This is a genomic window from Paenibacillus sp. P36, assembly GCF_045866505.1.
GTDB lineage: Bacteria > Bacillota > Bacilli > Paenibacillales > NBRC-103111 > Paenibacillus_E > Paenibacillus_E chondroitinus.
This window is the reverse complement of sequence record NZ_AP038372.1, coordinates 3295599-3313648: the sequence shown is the minus strand read 5'-3', so window position 1 is coordinate 3313648 and position 18050 is coordinate 3295599. Positions and strand designations below refer to the sequence as shown.

23 protein-coding genes and 1 tRNA gene are annotated in these 18050 nt (G+C 45.9%); all 24 read right to left on the bottom strand.

The window, feature by feature from the left end:
• Nucleotides 1-13 precede the first annotated feature (13 nt).
• The 24 genes from ACKTT9_RS14740 to ACKTT9_RS14625 all read right to left on the bottom strand — a co-directional run bounded on the left by ACKTT9_RS14740 (nucleotide 14) and on the right by ACKTT9_RS14625 (nucleotide 18001).
• Nucleotides 14-931, bottom strand: coding sequence for a phosphatase PAP2 family protein (locus ACKTT9_RS14740; protein ID WP_407873042.1), 918 nt, complete (start codon nucleotides 929-931; stop codon nucleotides 14-16).
• A gap of 104 nt (nucleotides 932-1035) precedes the next feature.
• Nucleotides 1036-1109: transfer RNA gene (locus ACKTT9_RS14735), tRNA-Pro, on the bottom strand.
• 154 nt (nucleotides 1110-1263) lie between these two features.
• Nucleotides 1264-1536 carry an HU family DNA-binding protein gene (locus ACKTT9_RS14730; RefSeq protein WP_145655310.1) on the bottom strand — a complete coding sequence of 91 codons (273 nt, stop codon included), beginning with the start codon at nucleotides 1534-1536 and terminating at the stop codon, nucleotides 1264-1266.
• A gap of 247 nt (nucleotides 1537-1783) precedes the next feature.
• Nucleotides 1784-3262 carry a stage IV sporulation protein A gene (gene spoIVA / locus ACKTT9_RS14725; RefSeq protein WP_090821662.1) on the bottom strand — a complete coding sequence of 493 codons (1479 nt, stop codon included), beginning with the start codon at nucleotides 3260-3262 and terminating at the stop codon, nucleotides 1784-1786.
• Nucleotides 3263-3526: 264 nt separating this feature from the next.
• Nucleotides 3527-4276 (bottom strand): hypothetical protein, encoded by a 750-nt coding sequence (locus tag ACKTT9_RS14720; RefSeq protein ID WP_407872149.1) that lies wholly within the window; start codon nucleotides 4274-4276, stop codon nucleotides 3527-3529.
• A 25-nt stretch (nucleotides 4277-4301) separates the two neighbouring features.
• Entirely contained in the window at nucleotides 4302-4655 is a 354-nt protein-coding gene (locus ACKTT9_RS14715; protein WP_127451240.1) for a 2Fe-2S iron-sulfur cluster-binding protein, read from the bottom strand.
• A 34-nt stretch (nucleotides 4656-4689) separates the two neighbouring features.
• Nucleotides 4690-5274 (bottom strand): nucleotidyltransferase domain-containing protein, encoded by a 585-nt coding sequence (locus ACKTT9_RS14710; RefSeq protein WP_407872148.1) that lies wholly within the window; start codon nucleotides 5272-5274, stop codon nucleotides 4690-4692.
• Between the two features lie 27 nt (nucleotides 5275-5301).
• Nucleotides 5302-5595, bottom strand: coding sequence for a 2Fe-2S iron-sulfur cluster-binding protein (locus ACKTT9_RS14705; RefSeq protein WP_157319988.1), 294 nt, complete (start codon nucleotides 5593-5595; stop codon nucleotides 5302-5304).
• 18 nt (nucleotides 5596-5613) lie between these two features.
• Entirely contained in the window at nucleotides 5614-5793 is a 180-nt protein-coding gene (locus tag ACKTT9_RS14700) for a DUF2768 family protein (protein ID WP_127451234.1), read from the bottom strand.
• A 101-nt stretch (nucleotides 5794-5894) separates the two neighbouring features.
• On the bottom strand, nucleotides 5895-6161 hold the full coding sequence (locus ACKTT9_RS14695) for a stage VI sporulation protein F (protein WP_127451790.1): 267 nt from the start codon (nucleotides 6159-6161) through the stop codon (nucleotides 5895-5897).
• A 93-nt stretch (nucleotides 6162-6254) separates the two neighbouring features.
• Nucleotides 6255-7298, bottom strand: coding sequence for an NAD(P)H-dependent glycerol-3-phosphate dehydrogenase (locus ACKTT9_RS14690; RefSeq protein WP_157319987.1), 1044 nt, complete (start codon nucleotides 7296-7298; stop codon nucleotides 6255-6257).
• 54 nt (nucleotides 7299-7352) lie between these two features.
• Entirely contained in the window at nucleotides 7353-7961 is a 609-nt protein-coding gene (plsY, locus tag ACKTT9_RS14685) for a glycerol-3-phosphate 1-O-acyltransferase PlsY (RefSeq protein ID WP_157319986.1), read from the bottom strand.
• 14 nt (nucleotides 7962-7975) lie between these two features.
• Nucleotides 7976-9301: a ribosome biogenesis GTPase Der gene (der, locus tag ACKTT9_RS14680; RefSeq protein WP_407872147.1), complete on the bottom strand. Its 1326-nt coding sequence runs from the start codon at nucleotides 9299-9301 to the stop codon at nucleotides 7976-7978.
• Nucleotides 9302-9432: 131 nt separating this feature from the next.
• A complete protein-coding gene (locus tag ACKTT9_RS14675) occupies nucleotides 9433-9612 on the bottom strand; it encodes a capping complex subunit for YIEGIA (RefSeq protein WP_127451228.1) in 180 nt (59 codons plus the stop codon).
• Nucleotides 9613-9618: 6 nt separating this feature from the next.
• Nucleotides 9619-10524 (bottom strand): YIEGIA family protein, encoded by a 906-nt coding sequence (locus ACKTT9_RS14670; RefSeq protein WP_407872146.1) that lies wholly within the window; start codon nucleotides 10522-10524, stop codon nucleotides 9619-9621.
• Nucleotides 10524-11150, bottom strand: a complete 627-nt coding sequence (locus ACKTT9_RS14665; RefSeq protein ID WP_407872145.1) for a hypothetical protein — start codon at nucleotides 11148-11150, stop codon at nucleotides 10524-10526. Before ACKTT9_RS14665 ends, ACKTT9_RS14670 begins: the two co-directional genes overlap by 1 nt.
• 127 nt (nucleotides 11151-11277) lie before the next feature.
• Nucleotides 11278-12336, bottom strand: coding sequence for a type 2 isopentenyl-diphosphate Delta-isomerase (fni, locus tag ACKTT9_RS14660; protein WP_407872144.1), 1059 nt, complete (start codon nucleotides 12334-12336; stop codon nucleotides 11278-11280).
• A gap of 31 nt (nucleotides 12337-12367) precedes the next feature.
• Nucleotides 12368-13678, bottom strand: a complete 1311-nt coding sequence (gene rpsA, locus ACKTT9_RS14655; RefSeq protein ID WP_127451220.1) for a 30S ribosomal protein S1 — start codon at nucleotides 13676-13678, stop codon at nucleotides 12368-12370.
• Between the two features lie 148 nt (nucleotides 13679-13826).
• On the bottom strand, nucleotides 13827-14408 hold the full coding sequence (locus tag ACKTT9_RS14650) for a 1-acyl-sn-glycerol-3-phosphate acyltransferase (protein ID WP_127451218.1): 582 nt from the start codon (nucleotides 14406-14408) through the stop codon (nucleotides 13827-13829).
• A gap of 1 nt (nucleotide 14409) precedes the next feature.
• Nucleotides 14410-15093 (bottom strand): (d)CMP kinase, encoded by a 684-nt coding sequence (cmk, locus tag ACKTT9_RS14645; protein WP_157319981.1) that lies wholly within the window; start codon nucleotides 15091-15093, stop codon nucleotides 14410-14412.
• Between the two features lie 139 nt (nucleotides 15094-15232).
• A complete protein-coding gene (locus ACKTT9_RS14640) occupies nucleotides 15233-15505 on the bottom strand; it encodes a hypothetical protein (RefSeq protein WP_246068972.1) in 273 nt (90 codons plus the stop codon).
• A gap of 87 nt (nucleotides 15506-15592) precedes the next feature.
• Nucleotides 15593-16246 (bottom strand): flagellar brake protein, encoded by a 654-nt coding sequence (locus tag ACKTT9_RS14635; RefSeq protein WP_407872143.1) that lies wholly within the window; start codon nucleotides 16244-16246, stop codon nucleotides 15593-15595.
• Nucleotides 16247-16362: 116 nt separating this feature from the next.
• The gene (ypeB, locus tag ACKTT9_RS14630) at nucleotides 16363-17736 is read right to left on the bottom strand and encodes a germination protein YpeB (RefSeq protein WP_407872142.1); all 1374 of its coding nucleotides are present in this window, start codon (nucleotides 17734-17736) and stop codon (nucleotides 16363-16365) included.
• 109 nt (nucleotides 17737-17845) lie between these two features.
• A complete protein-coding gene (locus ACKTT9_RS14625; protein ID WP_164819461.1) occupies nucleotides 17846-18001 on the bottom strand; it encodes a hypothetical protein in 156 nt (51 codons plus the stop codon).
• Nucleotides 18002-18050 lie beyond the last annotated feature (49 nt).

The following is an 18050-nucleotide window of genomic DNA, read 5'->3' as shown; positions in this document are numbered from 1 at the left end:
GAAGTCAACTAACCTAAATTGAAACTTCATTTGAAGTCGTTTGTAGGCCATTGCCGTAATATTTTTTGAATCTGGCTGGCAGCACGCGCGTAGAACCCAATCGAATAAGGAAATCCGATAGTTTGACCGTCCCATAAGCGAATAGCATGCCGGCAAATACATCGATTAACCAATGGATTTGCAAATACAGCGTTGAGAAGATGATTGCAGCACAGTAAGTCACCATCATCGTTTTGAAAATACGATCTTTCTCTCGTAAGGCCAGAAGAAGCATAGCAAATGAGATCGAAGTGTGCATACTCGGAAAACAGTTCATCACAGCTACAAGCAATGAGTTCTGATCCGCAAATACACGATTTAATAAATCCGGTTGCTTATTCACATACCACACTTCATGCAGCAAAATAAGGTTGTAGAATGGCAAAATTAGCGGAAACTGCAGCATATGACCGGATAATGCGTAGGATAGCATTTTCTTGATACTGCGTGTCCAAAAGCTTCTCACAATGCAGATCCATAGGGATAAAACGAAGCCATAATTATAAATCCAAACCATGGCTTTATCCAGGAATGGAGTAGCAATCAATCTCGCCCATCCGCCCGTGTTCAGAGGAATCGCATTCATATATTCATCCCAGTGCCAGGGATGGCGGTTATTTTCAAACATCCAGTTGGCGATTTTCCACCAAAATCCGTTGCCGGACCCGTAGAAATAATAAAACACGCCGAGCAGCGGTATACCGAAAAGAAAAAACCGCTTCCAATCCACATCAATTTGATCTTTGCGAACTCCTAGCAAGCAGATCAACAACAAGATCCAACATTCTTTACTCCAGTTGCCAACCACGCCAATTCGCCAAACCAAATAAATCGATGCAATAATACCGAACATTGTCCAATCTTGGGACTTTACTAGCTCGTTCAGTTTCACCTTATTCAAGACTGTTCCCCCTAAATCATCTAAGAAGTGCTTATCAATCGGAACAAGCCTCTGCAAGAGAAAAAGACATCGGACTTTCGATGTCTTTTTCATAATCGGAGTAACACGATTCGAACGTGCGACCTCACCCACCCCAAGGGTGCGCGCTACCAGGCTGCGCCATACCCCGTCTGTATCCCCATGCTACTTATTCACTTTGTAATTATAGTAGGAGATTTTCGAATTGTAAAGGCATTTTCTGCCTATAAATGAATAAAACCGTGACAGCAAAATGCGGCCACGGCTTTGTTGTTATATAACGTTCAATAGTATGTAAAACGCAATTATTGAATGCCATCTTTAAGTGCTTTACCAGGTTTGAAAGCTGGAATTTTGCTTGCTGGGATTTCGATTTCATCACCAGTCTGTGGATTACGTCCTTTACGAGCGGAACGTTCACGAACTTCAAAGTTACCAAACCCAACTAATTGTACTTTATCCCCGCCTTGCAGCGCTTCGGAAATTGCTTCAAAAACAGCATCAACTGCTTTCGTTGCATCTTTCTTGGAAAGCTCAGAGGTTTCAGCAACCTTGTTAATCAATTCAGATTTATTCATGCCATTCACCTCCCCCCAAGATTTCTTACTTCCGTTACTTCCTGTTTTCACCGTTTCGTCAGAAAATATACATGAATCCATGAAAAAACGTTGATTTTCTTAGTAAAAATGAACATCGAAAGCAGACGAATAAATTCATAGTAATATACTACGACATCAATTTCAAGTATCGTTTTCCATTTTATGTGGGTATTTTTGCTATAAAACGACAAAAAACACTCTCGCGAGTGTTTTTTTGTCTACTTTCTTACAAAATTATGGCAATTAAGCCGCCAGATCCCTCGTTGATAATACGGCCAAGTGTTTCTTGCAGCTTGTAGCGCGCATTGTCCGGCATTTGCGCAAGTTTACCTTGAATGCCTTCACGCACAATGGAATGCAAGGATCTTCCGAAAATATCGGATTCCCAAATTTTGAGCGGGTTATCTTCAAAATCCTGCATCAAATAGCGGACAAGCTCTTCACTTTGCTTCTCGGTTCCAATGATCGGAGAGAATTCAGACTCGACATCCACCCGAATCATATGAATCGACGGAGCGGTTGCCCGTAAACGGACACCAAATCTAGAGCCTTGACGGATCAATTCCGGCTCATCCAGCGCCATCTCTGCGAGTGTTGGAGGTGCGATACCGTAACCGGTTGTTTTGACCATTTCCAGCGCCTCAGCGAATTGATCATACTCTCGTTTGGCGTGCGTGAAGTCCTGCATCAACTGCAGAAGGTGATCTTTGCCGCGAATTTCAACACCGACCACTTCCACCAAGATGCGATCATAGAGTTCATCCGGCGCAAAGAGATCAATCTCGGCCACACCCTGACCCATATTAAGCCCAGCAAGTGCCGCTTTGTCAATAAACTCGTATTCAGCAAACTGGCTGACGACACGATCCACGTCGCGCAAGCGTCTAATATCTTGAACCGTATCACGTACGGAGTTTTCGAATTGAGTACGCAGCCAATGATTCTCGTCTAGAACCATGACCCAGCTTGGCAAATTCACATTCACTTCATGAACAGGGAACTCATAGAGCACTTCACGCAGGACAGAAACCATCTCTTCTTCGCCTGCGCTTGCAACGCTCATTGTCACTACTGGCACATCATAGCGGCTTTGCAGCTCGCTGCGCAGCTCTAGCGCTGGTTCGCTGTTTGGCTTCTGAGAGTTGATAATGACGATGAAAGGTTTGCCCACTTCCTTCAGCTCATTAATTACTCTTTCTTCCGCCAGCACATAGGATGACCGTGGGATATCCGAGATCGTACCATCGGTTGTCACCACAACGCCTAGTGTTGAATGCTCCTGAATCACTTTGCGAGTTCCGATTTCAGCCGCTTCCTGGAATGGAATCGGTTCATCGAACCATGGCGTATTAATCATGCGTGGACCGTTTTCGTCTTCATAGCCTTTGGCGCCATCAACCGCATAACCTACACAATCAACAAGGCGCACATTCACATTCAGCCCTTCGGCCACAGAAATTTGGACCGCCGTATTCGGCACGAACTTTGGCTCCGTTGTCATAATCGTGCGGCCAGCAGCGCTCTGCGGGAGTTCATCGGTAGCCCGGATCCTATCCGCTTCGCTTTGAATGTTCGGAAGCACTACAGATTCCACAAAACGCTTAATAAAGGTTGATTTGCCTGTACGGACTGCTCCAACAACCCCCAGGTAAATGTCCCCTCCCGTTCGTTCTGCAATGTCCTTAAAGATATCCACTTTCTCCAAGAGAATCCCTCCTACAGTTTGGTCGTCAACTGACTTTGAGACGTTAACAATTGACTACTCGTACATTCATTTGGACTAGTAAGAAATATATGTACTTTCGATAGAAATATGATAGATGTTGTATATCTTTTTTTACCGCTCATATTTTATGAAGCACATACAGGGCTTTCCTCACCACATTGAAAAAATATATGATTGCATCGACGGCGATATTCTGAAAAATGAAAAAAACCTCCTACAGAATACTGTAAGAGGAATCGATATTTATGGCGCCACTTGGGGAAGTGGCTGATTATTCTGCCAATGATAAGGAAAACTGCGAATCGGCACAAAGTAAGATTTGTTCACGAGAATCTCTCGTAAATCCTGATCCGGTTTCAGGGAACTGGCTAAACCCTGGTCTTGAATGAACTTCATGATATCCATTGCATAATCGATAGCAACCTCGCCCGTTTGCTTATTCACCAAATAGGTTACGAGGTTCTGGCGGTTATAAACCGACTTGATTTCAGGTGCTTTCATCCCCAGATTGTTGAAATCCACATACTCGAACGCTTCATTGACAGCAATTCCAGCAGGCAACTTCCCATCATGGCTTGCTTTATAATCATTTATTTTCTTTTGGACATCTTCCACGCTTTGATAAGCCGATAAATCCATCAGCTTCACCGTCGGTTTCGTTTCCGCATCAACAAGCACATAGATGAAAATACCACCGCTTTCAAAAGCGTTTGCCGGTACGGTGCTTAAATAGTTTGACTTTTTCAACTTTGCAAAATCAATGACATATTTCTCATAGAGCGGCGTAGTCATATCACTATTTTTTATAGGCAGAACACCGGTTTTCTCATGGAAAAGATCAACGGCTTGCTGAACAACGGTAATAAACTCAGCAGGGTTAATTTGATTCTCCTTACGCAGTTCTTTCGGATAAGCGCAACCGCTTAACAGCAGAACCATACTAAGAATAATGCCTATCCATCTGCCATATCCAACGCCTCGAGCTATTTTCACGCATCCATCATCCTATCTTTGTTCTCTAAAATAAATCATCATCTTCGGCTTGTCTGGCAAGCTGAGCACGTATAGCAGCCTTCAGAGGGTCCTCCGGAATCGTCACCTGTACAGGGCCAACCACACGTGCTTGGCAGGCGAGGCGGTAGCCTTCCTCCGCTTGTGAGCCAAGCTTCAGCCGTTCATTCACATTCATGGGGGCAAGCCCCTTGCTGCTGGCGTCATTCACCTTCACTTTGCACATCAGACATGCGGCTTTGGCTCCGCATCGTGTGCGTATATGGACCTTGGCCTTCCTTCCGGCATCCAATAAAGTCGTGCCTGCCCGAACACTTATTTTCTTGTCGTCTGGCCAGAAATGCACTTCAAATCCACTCATCAGGTCCACCTACTTATCTGTCAACTTCCTAATCTCAGTGCGAATCTAGTAATTCCTCAAGCTTGTGCTCAAACGCTAGTCCCCAACTATTTCTTTGCAATAACGCATGTAATGCCGGCATGTGCAGCTCTGGAGCAGCCATCATCGTCTTATAGATAGCTTCGTAACGATCAGGCCGCTTTCTCAATAAATTAAAGAGAAGTTCATGAGCTAACGGCATTACCTTCACTTCGAGGCTGCCGATCATAGCTGTATGGCTATGGTCCTCCCATAGGTACGCCGCCTCCACTTGATAGGAGGAATCCAGTGCTTGAACCTTGAAGTCCCCTACTACTTCAACCGCATCTCCATGAATTTGATAATGGCTGAGGATCGAAGCATATATGTTTGTTTGACTATACACAGGTGTATCAACGGAATACTCCTGAAGAGAAGTATGAATGGCGGATACATCTTTCTTATCCACATAAATATCCAGATCTCTCGGACTTCTTCCAATATCTACGTTTTGCATAAGCAGTCCGCAGCTGCCACCGATGAGCCATCGTACGCTAGGTGCTTGCAATAATTGTGTATGAATGGTCGTAATCGTTGGTACTAACGGTTCCAGCAGGACCAAGATGCCCACACCTTTCAGGCAGATATTTTAAAAATAGGGCTTATGTGTAACGGAAATGACACCTGTTTGCTTAATCATGCATTGGCAAGCAAGTCGATAGCCCTGCTCGATTTCTTCGGGCTCCAGCCGATTCTCTTCCGCATCGGAAGGTAAGGAAAGCAGCTCACGTCCAGCAGCTACGTAACAGCGGCATCTGGCACATGTGCCTCGTGTACATGAGAAGCCCCATTCCACGTCGTTTTTGAGCGCATGATCCAAGATACTTAGCCCAATTTCCGGCTCCATCGTTTTTTGCGCTTTGCGCGTTTTTAATTCCAGCATGTATGTATCGCCTCCAAGTTAGAACAATGATAGCAGCATATAGAGTAAAATGGGAATGAATAAAATAAAGGCAACAGTCGATAGAACGACACGAACCCATCCTTGGGTACGCGTTCTTGCGTACGAAATCAATAATGATGCGACAACCATGAGTCCAATGGCTACAAAAGACGCCCACATTTTGTCCAAACTTGACATATTTTTAACCCCTTATGTATAATCTTTCAAATTATCAACAGTAAGTATAGCATAGGATGAGAAAAAAAGCATAAAGGGCAGCAAGCTCCCCTTTATGCTTTTTATTTTTTGCCCATCATCATATTCATAAGCTGCTGCATGTTGTTGCTGTCGAGCTTAGAGCTTTTTACTGCCTGAATGATATCATTGATTGTCTCTTCGGATACTTTAACATTAACAAGGCCAGAGACTTGTTTGATCAGCTGACGCAGCTGAGTCTCACTCTGAAGTGTTGAAGGTTTCACACCGCTAGCAATTCTCTCGATATCTTTAGGTGAAACGGATTTCCCTGTTTTCTTCTTCACCACGTTCAATACGTCTTTAGACATATCTTTATTTGCCAAATGTGCCGCCTCCCTATACCTGATAAGAACTAAATACTTATACGGTATAGTATGAGTGCGGGAAGCATGTGGTGTAGGCTACTTCAATACATTTGTAATGGCATCCGTAGCCACTTCTTCGATCTCATGCGTTCTGACACGGCCCATAAGGTCCTGCGCGGCTAACTGCGGCGACTTTCCATCGAAAAGCACCTTGTACAACTCATCTGTAATTGGCATTGTCACATCATATCTGCGAGACAACTCATAAGCAGCTTTCGTTGTCTTCACGCCTTCCACGACCATTCCCATCTCTTGCAGAACCGCATCTAAAGGCATGCCTTTAGCCAATTTATTTCCAGCACGCCAATTCCGGCTGTGTTGACTCGTACAAGTCACAATCAAATCACCGATTCCAGCTAATCCGGCAAAAGTCAAAGGGTTAGCCCCCATCGTTGTACCTAAGCGAGCGATCTCGGCCAGTCCTCTGGTCATCAGCGCAGCTTTGGCATTATCGCCAAAGCCCAAGCCATCTGTCAGCCCTGCACCCAGGGCGATGATGTTTTTGAGGGCTCCGCCGACTTCAACGCCTGCAACATCGGGATTCGTATAGACGCGGAAATACGAGTTAATCAATAAATCCTGCGCGGCTTCAGCCGCTTCCAGATCTTGTGCCGCGACAACGACGGTTGTCGGGCATTTCCGTATGACTTCTTCTGCGTGACTGGGGCCGGAAAGCACCACAAGCCGATTCGGATTGATGTCAGGCAGTTCATCTGCCAATACCTCGGTCATCCGCTTGAGGGATCCCGTTTCAAAGCCTTTGGTCGCATGAATCAGCAAAGCATCCTTTTTCAAAAAAGGACGCACGTTGGATGCAACCTCACGCATTCCGGACGAAGGAACGACCATAATAATCGCATCTGCTCCTTCTACCGCCTCCTGCAGCGAATTCGTCGCTACGATTAACGGTGATAACTCCACATCTTGGAGAAAACGGCTATTCCTGTGTTGTTCGTTGATCTCTTGCACTTGCTCCTCATTACGAGACCATAACAACACTTGATGTCCATTATCCGCCAGTACCGTGGCAAGAGCCGTTCCCCAGCTACCTGCTACTAGAACCGATACTTTGTTTGACATGGTTACCCCTCCTAAACGTTATGCATTGGAATTACCGGGTGATGTAAGATCAGACTATGCTCTTTTCTGCCCCAGTTTATTCTCTTTGCCCTGAACGAGCTTCACAATGTTGGTACGATGGCGCATAAAGGCAAACGCGCATAGCAGTATACTAATCCACAAAACCGGTAGCGGTCGATCCATTCCCCAAATAAGAAAAGGTAAGAGTGCAGTTAGAATCAAGGAACCTAACGAGACGAAACGGGTTATAGCAATAATGACGATAGCCGTTAAACCTGCAATTAACGTAGGAATGAAGCAAAGCGTGGCCATTACGCCGATTGTCGTGGCAATCCCTTTGCCGCCGCGGAACCCGTAATACACCGGCCAGTTATGCCCAATGATGGCAGCAAGTCCGCACAGTACGCGAACCCACATATCGTCCGGTCCGGGAGCTGCCCAAATGCCAAGGCAAACGGCAGCAACCCCCTTCAAACCGTCCAGGAGCAATACCATGATCGCCGGACCCTTACCCAATACGCGAAGTGTATTGGTTGCGCCTGCATTGCCGCTTCCATGCTTGCGGATATCGATGCCTTTAAACCATTTTCCAAATAAATAACTAAAGCTGATAGCCCCTAATAAATAACCTGCTACGATTGTTATTATGGAAATTAAAAGCAAGCTGCAACATCTCCTTATTCTTTGTCCGAAGTCTTTCTACGGCTTAGGATACGAATCGGCGTTCCTTCAAAACCAAAGGCGGCACGAATTTTGTTATCCAAATACCGTTCATATGAAAAGTGCATGAGCTCAGGCTCATTCACGAATAGCACAAAGACAGGAGGCTTAACGGCAACTTGAGTCACATAGTTAATCCGCAGGCGCTTGCCTTTATCCGTTGGAGGCGGATTATAGGCTACGGCATCGGAGACCACATCATTCAACAAATGCGTTTGAACACGCAGGGCATGATTTTCCGCCACTTGAACAACAACCGGCAACAGCTTATGTAAGCGTTGTGTTGTTTTGGCTGATACAAAGACAATCGGAGCATAACTCAAGAACAAGAAATGATCGCGAATGGTTTGTGTAAAATGCTGCATGGTTTTATCGTCTTTCTCAACGATATCCCATTTATTTACGACGATAACAATCGCTTTTCCTGCTTCATGCGCATATCCAGCGATGTGCTTGTCCTGATCAATGATGCCTTCCTGGCCATCAATAACAACGAGCACAACATCTGCGCGTTCGATTGCTTTCATTGCGCGCATGACGCTATATTTCTCCGTGTTCTCGTAGACCTTGCCTCTTTTGCGCATACCAGCGGTATCAATGATAACAAATTTCTGGTCATCCCGCTCAAATGGCGTATCGATGGCATCGCGTGTCGTGCCGGCAACATCACTGACAATAACACGTTCTTCGCCGAGAATGGCATTCGTCATGGACGACTTGCCGACGTTCGGACGACCGATCAGCGCAAATTTAATGACTTCGTCTCCATATTCGTCATCCTTTTTGTCAGGGAAAAGCCCACAGACAACTTCGAGCAGATCGCCGATCCCAATCCCGTGCGAACCCGAGATCCCAACCGGATCGCCGAATCCCAGAGCGTAGAATTCATAGATATCATCCTGGCGCGCAAGGTTATCCACTTTGTTCACGGCAAGGACAACCGGTTTCTTGGAACGGAACAGCAGCTGAGCTACTTCTTCATCCGATGGGGTTACACCCGCTTTAGCATCTACCATGAACACAATAACATCCGCTTCTTCAATCGCAAGCTCAGCCTGCACACGAACAGATTTGAGGATTGCATCCTCGCCATCAATTTCAATACCGCCTGTATCAATCACGCTGAATGACGTATTCAGCCATTCGCCCACACCATAGAGTCGATCACGTGTTACACCCGGTTTATCTTCTACAATCGCAAGGCGATCGCCTACGATCCGATTGAAAATGGTGGATTTTCCGACATTCGGTCGGCCGACAATTGCAAGTACTGGTCTAGCCAATTCTCATTCACTCCTCCTGATTCCATGATCAGCCATGGAAAAATACGCAACTTACATCATAACAAAAAAGACACGGATTGGCTAATCTCTTTTGAGACTTATCGCCAAATTGATCATAACAAATCAACCTTTCAGGTATGTTTGACCAAAATCATCGTGCCATTTTTCAAATCATGCGCGTTCGCATCCAATATTTTTTCCAGCGAGAAAGAAACTTTCTGCAGGTCATCCTCCTGCTCTACCACAAATATTGGCGCACCTCCGCCAACCCGATCCTTCGTTAATGTCACAACAGCAAGAATTTGCGACATGGCGAGTCACGCCCCCTTATTTTTGTTTACGCCGGCCTCAGACGGCATTCGTACGGCGCTCTCCAGCACGGGAACCCGATGCAAAGCAACAAATGTTTTGTCAACATCCTGCTCTTGCGGCAGCAGCAGCACTCCGAGAATGCCTGTATTTATATCCAACTTGGCCATAGGCCGCAAAGAGGGCTCCCCCTCATCTCGATAAACGCCAAATAGCGTAGAAATATCGTGTAATATCGCCTGTCTTTGACCCAGATTCGCCAGAGTTACGCGAGAATTACGATTTTTAGGTTTGATCAGAAAACCTACCCCATGCTCTTGAATCTTACTTCGGCTATCCTGCAGCCCCACATTCATGATATAAACGGATCCAACAAACAAATCAGGTCCATCCATCCGAATCGGAACGGCTTCAATATCCGCAATATCCCCAAGCTTTTTACCCGATTTAAAAAAGTGTGCAATCCAGATCGATAAAATACCGGCAAGAACTCCCCAGTACCAGGCAAACAAAATGCTGAAGAGGGACGCCAGAAATGCCGAGAAAATGACCAAATAGTTTCTTCCCTCGAAAACCATGGCAATGCCTTCGATATAGGCAGCACCTCTGGGAACTAACTCCAGTTCATCCACTTTCGTTAAGCTTTGTCTTTCCATATTACGCACATCACGGAACTGCTGCGCAGCTAAGGAAAGAAACGTAACCGCTGTATAGTTTTTGTCGAGCAAAGCAGGCACTGCGACAGCTCCTAAACCTGCCGCAATGACACCAAGGGAAATATGTATGATTTTTCCATGCGGATATGTCGGGTATTGTCTGTAATCTGTTCGAAGCATATTGAGCCTGGCTAAAATTCCAAAGATAACACCAACCACAATACCAATCGTATACCGGTGTGAATACAACCAGTCCATTACTTTCTCCAGCCTCCTCTTCGCTCTATCCAGCTTCTTACCATACTTCGACAGCCTGTGTAGACCGCTTGCAGAATAATCGTCATTGTTCGCGCAGCAAAGACAGATAACCACCATTGGTCTTGAAATGTCGAATGGCCGACATGATGGTAGCCCTCTACGGGATGAATACTCGCCTGATACATATCACCAAGCAAGTAGCCCATCGAGAGAGCAGCAATTTGCTCCAAAGGATTGCGTTGTAAAACAACCGCTATGAAAGCGAGCAATAAAGCAATGTCCCAATCTGAATTGCGCACAATGAGGATCGGATCCATCTCCAGCAGCTGCTGCAGCAAGAAATGAAGCGAACCCAGCAGAAGCCCGATAGACAGCAAATGAAGCTTATGTATGAAGCCTTGAATCACGAAAAGAATAGCAATGCTAATAGCAAAAACCAAGATATAGACGAGTTGGATATGCACATGCTTAATCGTCACGGATAGGCACGAACTTGCAATCCACAGGGCAAAAAAAAGAAGCATGCCCTTATGCGATATACTTCTGATGTACAGCTCCTTCCAACCGCTGGCAAACAAAATCAACGTGATGCAAAGGAGAATGAGAGACAAATAACCGGAGTTCATAATCTGACCACCCTACAAGGCATTGGCGAACCGATGATAGCTATCACCGCTTGCCTGCGGATCTACGGCTTCCACTCTTCTTAGTAGAGGGAAGCACATCTTGATCCTTAGTATGGCAATCTTTCGATTATTTACTCCGATTGGTTTTATCTGCGTATGAAGTTAAATCAATTCCACGGGTGCGGCACCATTCCGCCGTTTCTCCCATAATGACGACGGGGCAATGCCCCAAATCCTTAATTGTAGGGGCGCCTAGCGCTGTCATAATTAAGATAAGTCCTTGGTGAAGCTCGTCTGCAAAACGATGAAGACTGTGGGTGCCTTGCTCGCGCAGCACCTTCAGGAATACGCCCGCCATGCCGACGGCTGAGGCGCCAAGTGCAAGCGCTTTGGCCGCTTCCAAAGCGTTCGTAATGCCCCCTGAGGCGATGACTGCGCCTCTTGGATAAACCGACAGCGCCTCCAAAAGCGAGATGCTTGTCGGGGTTCCCCAGTCGTTCAGCCACTCTATCGCAGCTGGACGTCTGGCATTCTCGATGGCGGCGAAATTCGTGCCGCCGGAACCGCCAACATCCAAGACGCGGACACCGATGTCTTGTAATTGCTTGGCGTTATCCTTCAAGATGCCGAAGCCGACTTCCTTGACAATGACCGGCACCTGAACGTGCCGAACAATAGCCTCAATCCGCTTCAGCATACCTACGAAGCTGCGATCTCCTTCGGGCATGATCAACTCTTGCATGACGTTCAAATGAATTTGCAGCGCATTGGCTTCAATCATGTCAATGGCTCTAACAGCTTGGTCAACGGTGGCTTCGCTGCCCAAATTCGCAAACACGACACCCTTCGGGTTTTCGCGCCGTACGACTTGGTAGCTGGACGCTACCTCGCTGTTTTTTAGCGCTGACATTTGGGAGCCGACGGCCATCGCCATACCTTTCTCCCTTGCCATAATCGCTAGCTCGCGGTTGATGCTCTCTGTTTCATGAGCTCCTCCGGTCATCGCATTAATTAAAATCGGCGAACTCATAATGAGATCGCCGATTTCAGTCGTTAGTGCAATGTGATCCGTTGAAGTCTCAGGTAAACAGTTATGCACAAGCTTGATATCCGACAGCCCTTGCTGTCTGGATTGACCAAGCTCCAGCGCGTAATGGACATGCTCCATTTTGCGTGAGATGCGCATTCCTTTGGTCCCCCTAAAATCCAAGTATCACTTATTTTTTAAATTTAGCCAATTTGTCGCCGAAACGCTCGCCAAGTGTCATGGACAAACCTTGGTTGCTAAGAGAAACGTTCTCGTTGCCAGCGATTTCTTTTTGATGGCTAGCGCTGTTACCGCGGTCACGGTCGCCTCTTGGTTGTCTTTCTCTTTCCGGTTTCGCAGCGGACGGAGCAGCTGCGCCAGCAGGAGCTTCAGGAGCTTCTTCTGTTTCTTTGATACTTAGGCTAACGCGTTTCTCGGAAGCATTGATTTCCAAGATTTTCACTTGAACTTCTTGGCCTTCTTTCAATACTTCATGTGGTGTTCCGATGTGGCGGTGTGCGATTTGAGAAATATGCACAAGACCTTCAACACCAGGAGCCACTTCAACGAATGCGCCAAATGCAGCAAGACGTTTCACTGTACCTGTTACGATATCGCCAGCTTTGAAATCATTCTCCACATTGGACCAAGGGCCTGCTTGTGTAGCTTTGATGCTTAGGCTGATTTTGTCGTTGGACGGGTCAAGTTTAAGGATTTGCACTTTAACTTTGTCGCCTTCTTTGACAACGTCAGAAGCTTGATCTACATGGTGCCAAGCAAGCTCGGAAATGTGTACCAAACCGTCGATGCCACCGATATCGATAAATGCACCGAATTGTGTCAAGCGTTGAACCGTTCCATCAAGAACTTGTCCTACTTGCAATCCTTCGATGATTTTCTTTTTATTTGCTTCGAATTCTTCATCCAATACATCTTTTTGGGAAAGGATGACTTTGTTTTTCTCGCGATCAATTTCTTTCACACGAAGACGCAATGTGCGACCTTTGTAGGAGGAGAAATCTTCAACGAATTGACGCTCAACCATGGAAGCAGGTACGAAACCGCGTACGCCGATATCCACAACCAAACCGCCTTTTACCACTTCAGCAACGGAAGCTTCGATAATTTCTTTGCTTTCCAATTGGCCTTGAAGCGTTTCCCAAGCTTTTTCGCTGTCTACTACACGTTTGGAAAGAACCAATGTTTCTTTCGCATCGTTGATGGAAACAACTTTCAACTCAACTTCTTGTCCAAGCTGTACCGCTTGACCAGCATCTTCCAAGCTTACGGAAGACAGTTCGCGAACCGGAATAACACCATCGTATTTGTAACCGATATCCACGAAGGCTTGATCTGCGTCTACCTTAACGATTTTGCCTTTCACGGTAGCGCCTTTCTTCAGCACAGCAACATTGTTCATTGCGTGCTCCGCTTCTGCTTGCGATACGGCTGTTTCTTGAGCTTCTTGCGTTTGATCTTGAACTTTTACTTCATCTGACATGAGATTAGCCTCCTCTAATTACAACCAACAAAAAATAATTTATAAGTCACAAAGCAGTATGTAAGCTTCTACTCTGTTTCAAACAAAACAATCATCATTCGCTTTTGAAGATAGTATAATTCCAAGCTTTCATTTCCATACATGTGGCCTATGCCTTGCTATATGTACTGTGTAAGCGGCGAATTTCTTTCATAATGGCTTCCGTCGCGAGCTCCAAATCTTCTGAGCTGGCTCCCGCGTAAGCACTCAAATCAAGCGGTTTGCCGTACACAATGGTCATGCGGCGGAATAAAGAATAAGTACCAACAATTGCCACAGGAACGACAGCAGCTCCGGATTTCAATGCAAGAGAAGCAGCGCCCTTCTTGCCCATTCCCCCAGCGTTATTACGCGAGCCTTCCGGGAAAACGCCTAACATATTGCCATCACGGAGCAATTGCACCGCGAGGCGGATCGAATCTCTGCTTACGCCACCGCGTTTAACTGGAAAAGCGCCTACTTTTGAAATAACCGCGCCCAGAACAGGAATGTCGAAGAGTTCGGCTTTCGCCATAAAATGTACCATACGTTTGAGCGGTGTTCCTAATAATGGAGGATCCAATAAACTTGTATGATTGCCGCAAAGCACTACTGCACCATGTTTAGGGACATTTTCCATGCCGATGGCACGCAACCGGAAAAACAAGGTGAAAAAGCAGCGAAACAAGGCCCTGCCGATGCGATATAGCATCTTATTTGCCACCTCCGACTTTGTCTTTACAAAGCCCAAGTATCTCGTCCACAACTTCTTCGATTGTCATTGAGGTACTGTCCATCAACACAGCGTCATGAGCACGTCTGAGCGGAGAAATCTCTCGATCTTGGTCCAATTGGTCCCTACGAGCGATGTCCTGTTCAAGTTCGGAGAGCGTTAGTGTACAAGTACCGCTGCTCTGCATCTCTTTGAAGCGTCGCTCTGCGCGTTCCTTCACGCTGGCTGTCAGAAACACCTTGATTTCTGCATCCGGCATCACATGAGTACCGATATCCCGGCCATCCATAACAACGCCTTTAGAAATCGTCATTTGTTTCTGCAAATTGACCAGCAGCTCGCGTATCGCGCCATAACTGGCAATTTGGGAAACATGATCTGTAATGGCAGTCGTACGGATTGCTTTCGTCACATCGACGCCATCGACAAAAACTTGTTGACCCTCTTCTCCAGGAATGAGCTCAATCTTCATACGATTGGCCAAAGCAGCCACTTCTGCCTCTTGATCAGGTAGCAGCCCTTCTTGCTGTACTTTCCATGTTACTGCCCGATACATGGCCCCTGTATCCACGTAAACGAATCCAAGTGCTCCGGCAACAAGCCGAGCAATGGTACTTTTACCGGCACCAGCAGGTCCATCAATGGCAATATTGAACTTATCCAAGCTGCTGTTCCTCCCAACGATACTCCACAATACCTTACGAACAAAAAAGCAGGCACTGCCTGCTAATTGATTCAAATTATATCACACTACCTAGGTATATGCAAAACTTGGACGCATAATAGATTGCAACCCAGCCTGCTTAAGAGCGCTCTCCCTTAGCATTTTGAGGCAGCATATAAGGCTTGCCTTCCAGGGGTTCAACCCGTGTAAAATGCTTGCGTACATAAGGGATTTGGAGCAATAACTGCACGCAAATAAGCACGATAAAACATACGAGAGTTGTTCGAATAATCACCTTTTCTACTTTCGCAGAAAAGAGAATAAACAACTGCTCATAGGACTTCGCTTCCCGATCGTTGGACAAGAGCTTCTCACCTGCTCGAATAGGCATATTGTCTGGTAGTATACCCATACGAGCCTACTCTCATGCTTACAGGCAGGAGACTTTTGACTTTCATACAAGATGAGAGACTTTTGACTTCGTCAAAAGATCCCTATCTTATCTTTTGCGGAAATCCATCTGGCGCTCAAAACAAAAACGAATCAGTTTCTGGCGCTCCCTGTCCAAAATTTCAACAAATCGGACCATGGCAAGCTGCTTGCCGGTTTCCAATTGCTTGACGCGCACAACTTCTCCGTTAAATGGAATATGCTCAATGTTGCCGTTCTTGTAAGGAACGAGCAGCCAACAAGAAATAATCGTGTTGATGCCAAGCGGGATTTGGCCGTCATATTCCATCGAGATGCCGCCACCGCCAACATCGTCCGTCACACCGATAAATTGAATCTGGTCAGACACTTTGACCGCAATTTCCAGTTCAGCTGGCACCCTTAGAAAACTTCGGCGTTGGACTTGCGTAATAGCTTCCGGTTCGGGCTTATGAAGTTCGACTAACCGTAACACGTCTTCCCGAAACCCCGTAACCGATGTTGTGAAATAATGTTTCACACCGCCTTGTGCAATATAGAAGGTGTTCAACTCATCGCCATAATACAGCTTCTTGAGACGGCCCGTCTGCTCATTCATAGGAATTTCTATCAAGATTGAGTTATCCGTTACATCGGCGATTCTGGCTTTGTATTCAATCCTGGATTCTTCATCATCAATACTGTTGACTTGTATATGTAAAATTTGGTTAACCTTGGGCAGCAATCCCTGCACCTCCGAAACATATGATGACACAATTATAACCACGGCGCCCTTATTTGAATAGCAAAAAAAAAGAAGATGGGCTCGAATCTGCTCGAACCCACTTCTCTTTTTCGACTTTATGTTGTTTTATTTGCCGCAGCTTGTGCTTGATCCGGACGAATCGTCTCGATTTTTTCTTCCATTCCCAAATCAGCATTGATAAAAACACGATATAGATTATTGTTCATTTTCCCGATAAATTCATGGCAGAGAACCTCTTCATCCAGATCATTTTTGATGATGGCGAGAGATTCCCCCGTCACTTTCATATTCGGACTAAGTTGTTTCCGCGCTTCGGCCGCTGTAATTTTGGGTTGCCCGATATTCCGCTGGACTTGGCCATAAATAAAATCCGTCGCTTGAAGTCCGATCACTTCGAGCGTATCCAGCGCAACCTTTACGCTGATTTGCTGCGGATAAATGGTAACATCATTCTCACGTTTAGCGAAAATAATATTCGCAATGTTTTGATATTGATCATAGCTAACTGCACTCATATCTTTATATTCATGCTGATCCAAGAACTCATTCGCGATATCGCGAGCTTGTCTAAGATCAAATTTCGACTCTTTGACATCACGAGGCTTCATGAAATAAATCAAATGACCGCCTTTTTTCGTGTAATCCATTTGTGCACTGTCGGCTCCGTTCGTTCCGCTCGGAACCACAACGCTAAAGCTCTGATTTTCAGGCGTATTCCCGCCGTTTTCTACGACTTGCATATTGGCCGTGTCGGCTTGCCCCAGGAATTGAGCCGCCTTTTGCTTAATTTGATCTGCCGTCATATCATTGCCGGACAGCATGCTTATTTTTTTCTGGGAAAGCATGCCCATACTGCCTGGGCCCCAATTCAACTCCTCGTAGGCGCCAACTTTTTTATCAACAATGGAAAAACCGTCAATGATCGCATTATCATGCACTTCATTTTCGGAAGCCAAGGCCATTTCTACGTCCATCCAACGCAAATTGTTCGTCATTACTTTGTCCTGAACCCCGCGTATTTCCTTCGTAATCTCTGCGGAATGATCGTAAAGCGAACTTAGCGTTTTTATTTCCGTTTCCGTTAACGGCTGCTTGGTCATGTCGCGGACGGACATCCGGTAGGAATAATTCGCCATATTCGCTAAGAAGTCCTCGGTCTTGTTGAAAGGCAGCAGGGTTAACGGAAGCTGTGTAATGTCACTTTGAGCCTGGCTGGTCAACCGCCATACATTCACAAGTCCTTTGCGGTATGATGGCTCCGCCGTCGAATTAACAGCAAGTGTGTTCCCTAGCTCCGTATGCAGCTTATCCATATGGAAGGAGAGATCATGGAACGCACGCTGATATTGGTTCTCTGCTTTAATCAAAATCGTATTTTTCTCCTGATGCTCCAAGTAGCCCCAAACCGATGCACCGATTAAGGCAACTAATAGAAATGGAAACATGACAATGCTCAATCTTTTATACACGTGAATACCCCTTTCATCCCCTAAACTTGCGCTTAGTTTTTGCGCGGATAGACAGGTTTATACAAGATTGACAACAAAAAGAGGCCTATTCGTAAAGAATGGCCTCTCGTTATTCATCCGTCTCTATTTCAAAGTCATGCTCATTGCTGCATATACATTGCCTGAATCCCGTTTCAATTTTACCTTTTTCTCTTTTACCTTTCAGCACGAACTTTTCCCCGCATTGTCTACAGCGGATCTTTACTTTCACTCGTGTTATGGACATGTACACCCTCCCGGTGCTTCCGAGCCTATGAGCCAGGAATCGCGTTCTA

What these genes read in the sequence shown, in the direction of transcription:
- ACKTT9_RS14695 (WP_127451790.1), bottom strand. Translation starts at nt 6,161, where the DNA reads ATGTCTAAAGACGTATTGAACGTGGTGAAGAAGAAAACAGGGAAATCC.
- ACKTT9_RS14640 (WP_246068972.1), bottom strand. Translation starts at nt 15,505, where the DNA reads ATGGGTATACTACCAGACAATATGCCTATTCGAGCAGGTGAGAAGCTC.
- fni (WP_407872144.1), bottom strand. Translation starts at nt 12,336, where the DNA reads ATGCGCATCTCACGCAAAATGGAGCATGTCCATTACGCGCTGGAGCTT.
- ACKTT9_RS14705 (WP_157319988.1), bottom strand. Translation starts at nt 5,595, where the DNA reads ATGCTGGAATTAAAAACGCGCAAAGCGCAAAAAACGATGGAGCCGGAA.
- ACKTT9_RS14690 (WP_157319987.1), bottom strand. Translation starts at nt 7,298, where the DNA reads ATGTCAAACAAAGTATCGGTTCTAGTAGCAGGTAGCTGGGGAACGGCT.
- ACKTT9_RS14670 (WP_407872146.1), bottom strand. Translation starts at nt 10,524, where the DNA reads ATGGACTGGTTGTATTCACACCGGTATACGATTGGTATTGTGGTTGGT.
- ACKTT9_RS14625 (WP_164819461.1), bottom strand. Translation starts at nt 18,001, where the DNA reads ATGTCCATAACACGAGTGAAAGTAAAGATCCGCTGTAGACAATGCGGG.
- ACKTT9_RS14700 (WP_127451234.1), bottom strand. Translation starts at nt 5,793, where the DNA reads ATGTCAAGTTTGGACAAAATGTGGGCGTCTTTTGTAGCCATTGGACTC.
- ACKTT9_RS14715 (WP_127451240.1), bottom strand. Translation starts at nt 4,655, where the DNA reads ATGAGTGGATTTGAAGTGCATTTCTGGCCAGACGACAAGAAAATAAGT.
- ACKTT9_RS14650 (WP_127451218.1), bottom strand. Translation starts at nt 14,408, where the DNA reads ATGCTATATCGCATCGGCAGGGCCTTGTTTCGCTGCTTTTTCACCTTG.
- ACKTT9_RS14730 (WP_145655310.1), bottom strand. Translation starts at nt 1,536, where the DNA reads ATGAATAAATCTGAATTGATTAACAAGGTTGCTGAAACCTCTGAGCTT.
- ACKTT9_RS14665 (WP_407872145.1), bottom strand. Translation starts at nt 11,150, where the DNA reads ATGAACTCCGGTTATTTGTCTCTCATTCTCCTTTGCATCACGTTGATT.
- rpsA (WP_127451220.1), bottom strand. Translation starts at nt 13,678, where the DNA reads ATGTCAGATGAAGTAAAAGTTCAAGATCAAACGCAAGAAGCTCAAGAA.
- ACKTT9_RS14675 (WP_127451228.1), bottom strand. Translation starts at nt 9,612, where the DNA reads ATGTCGCAAATTCTTGCTGTTGTGACATTAACGAAGGATCGGGTTGGC.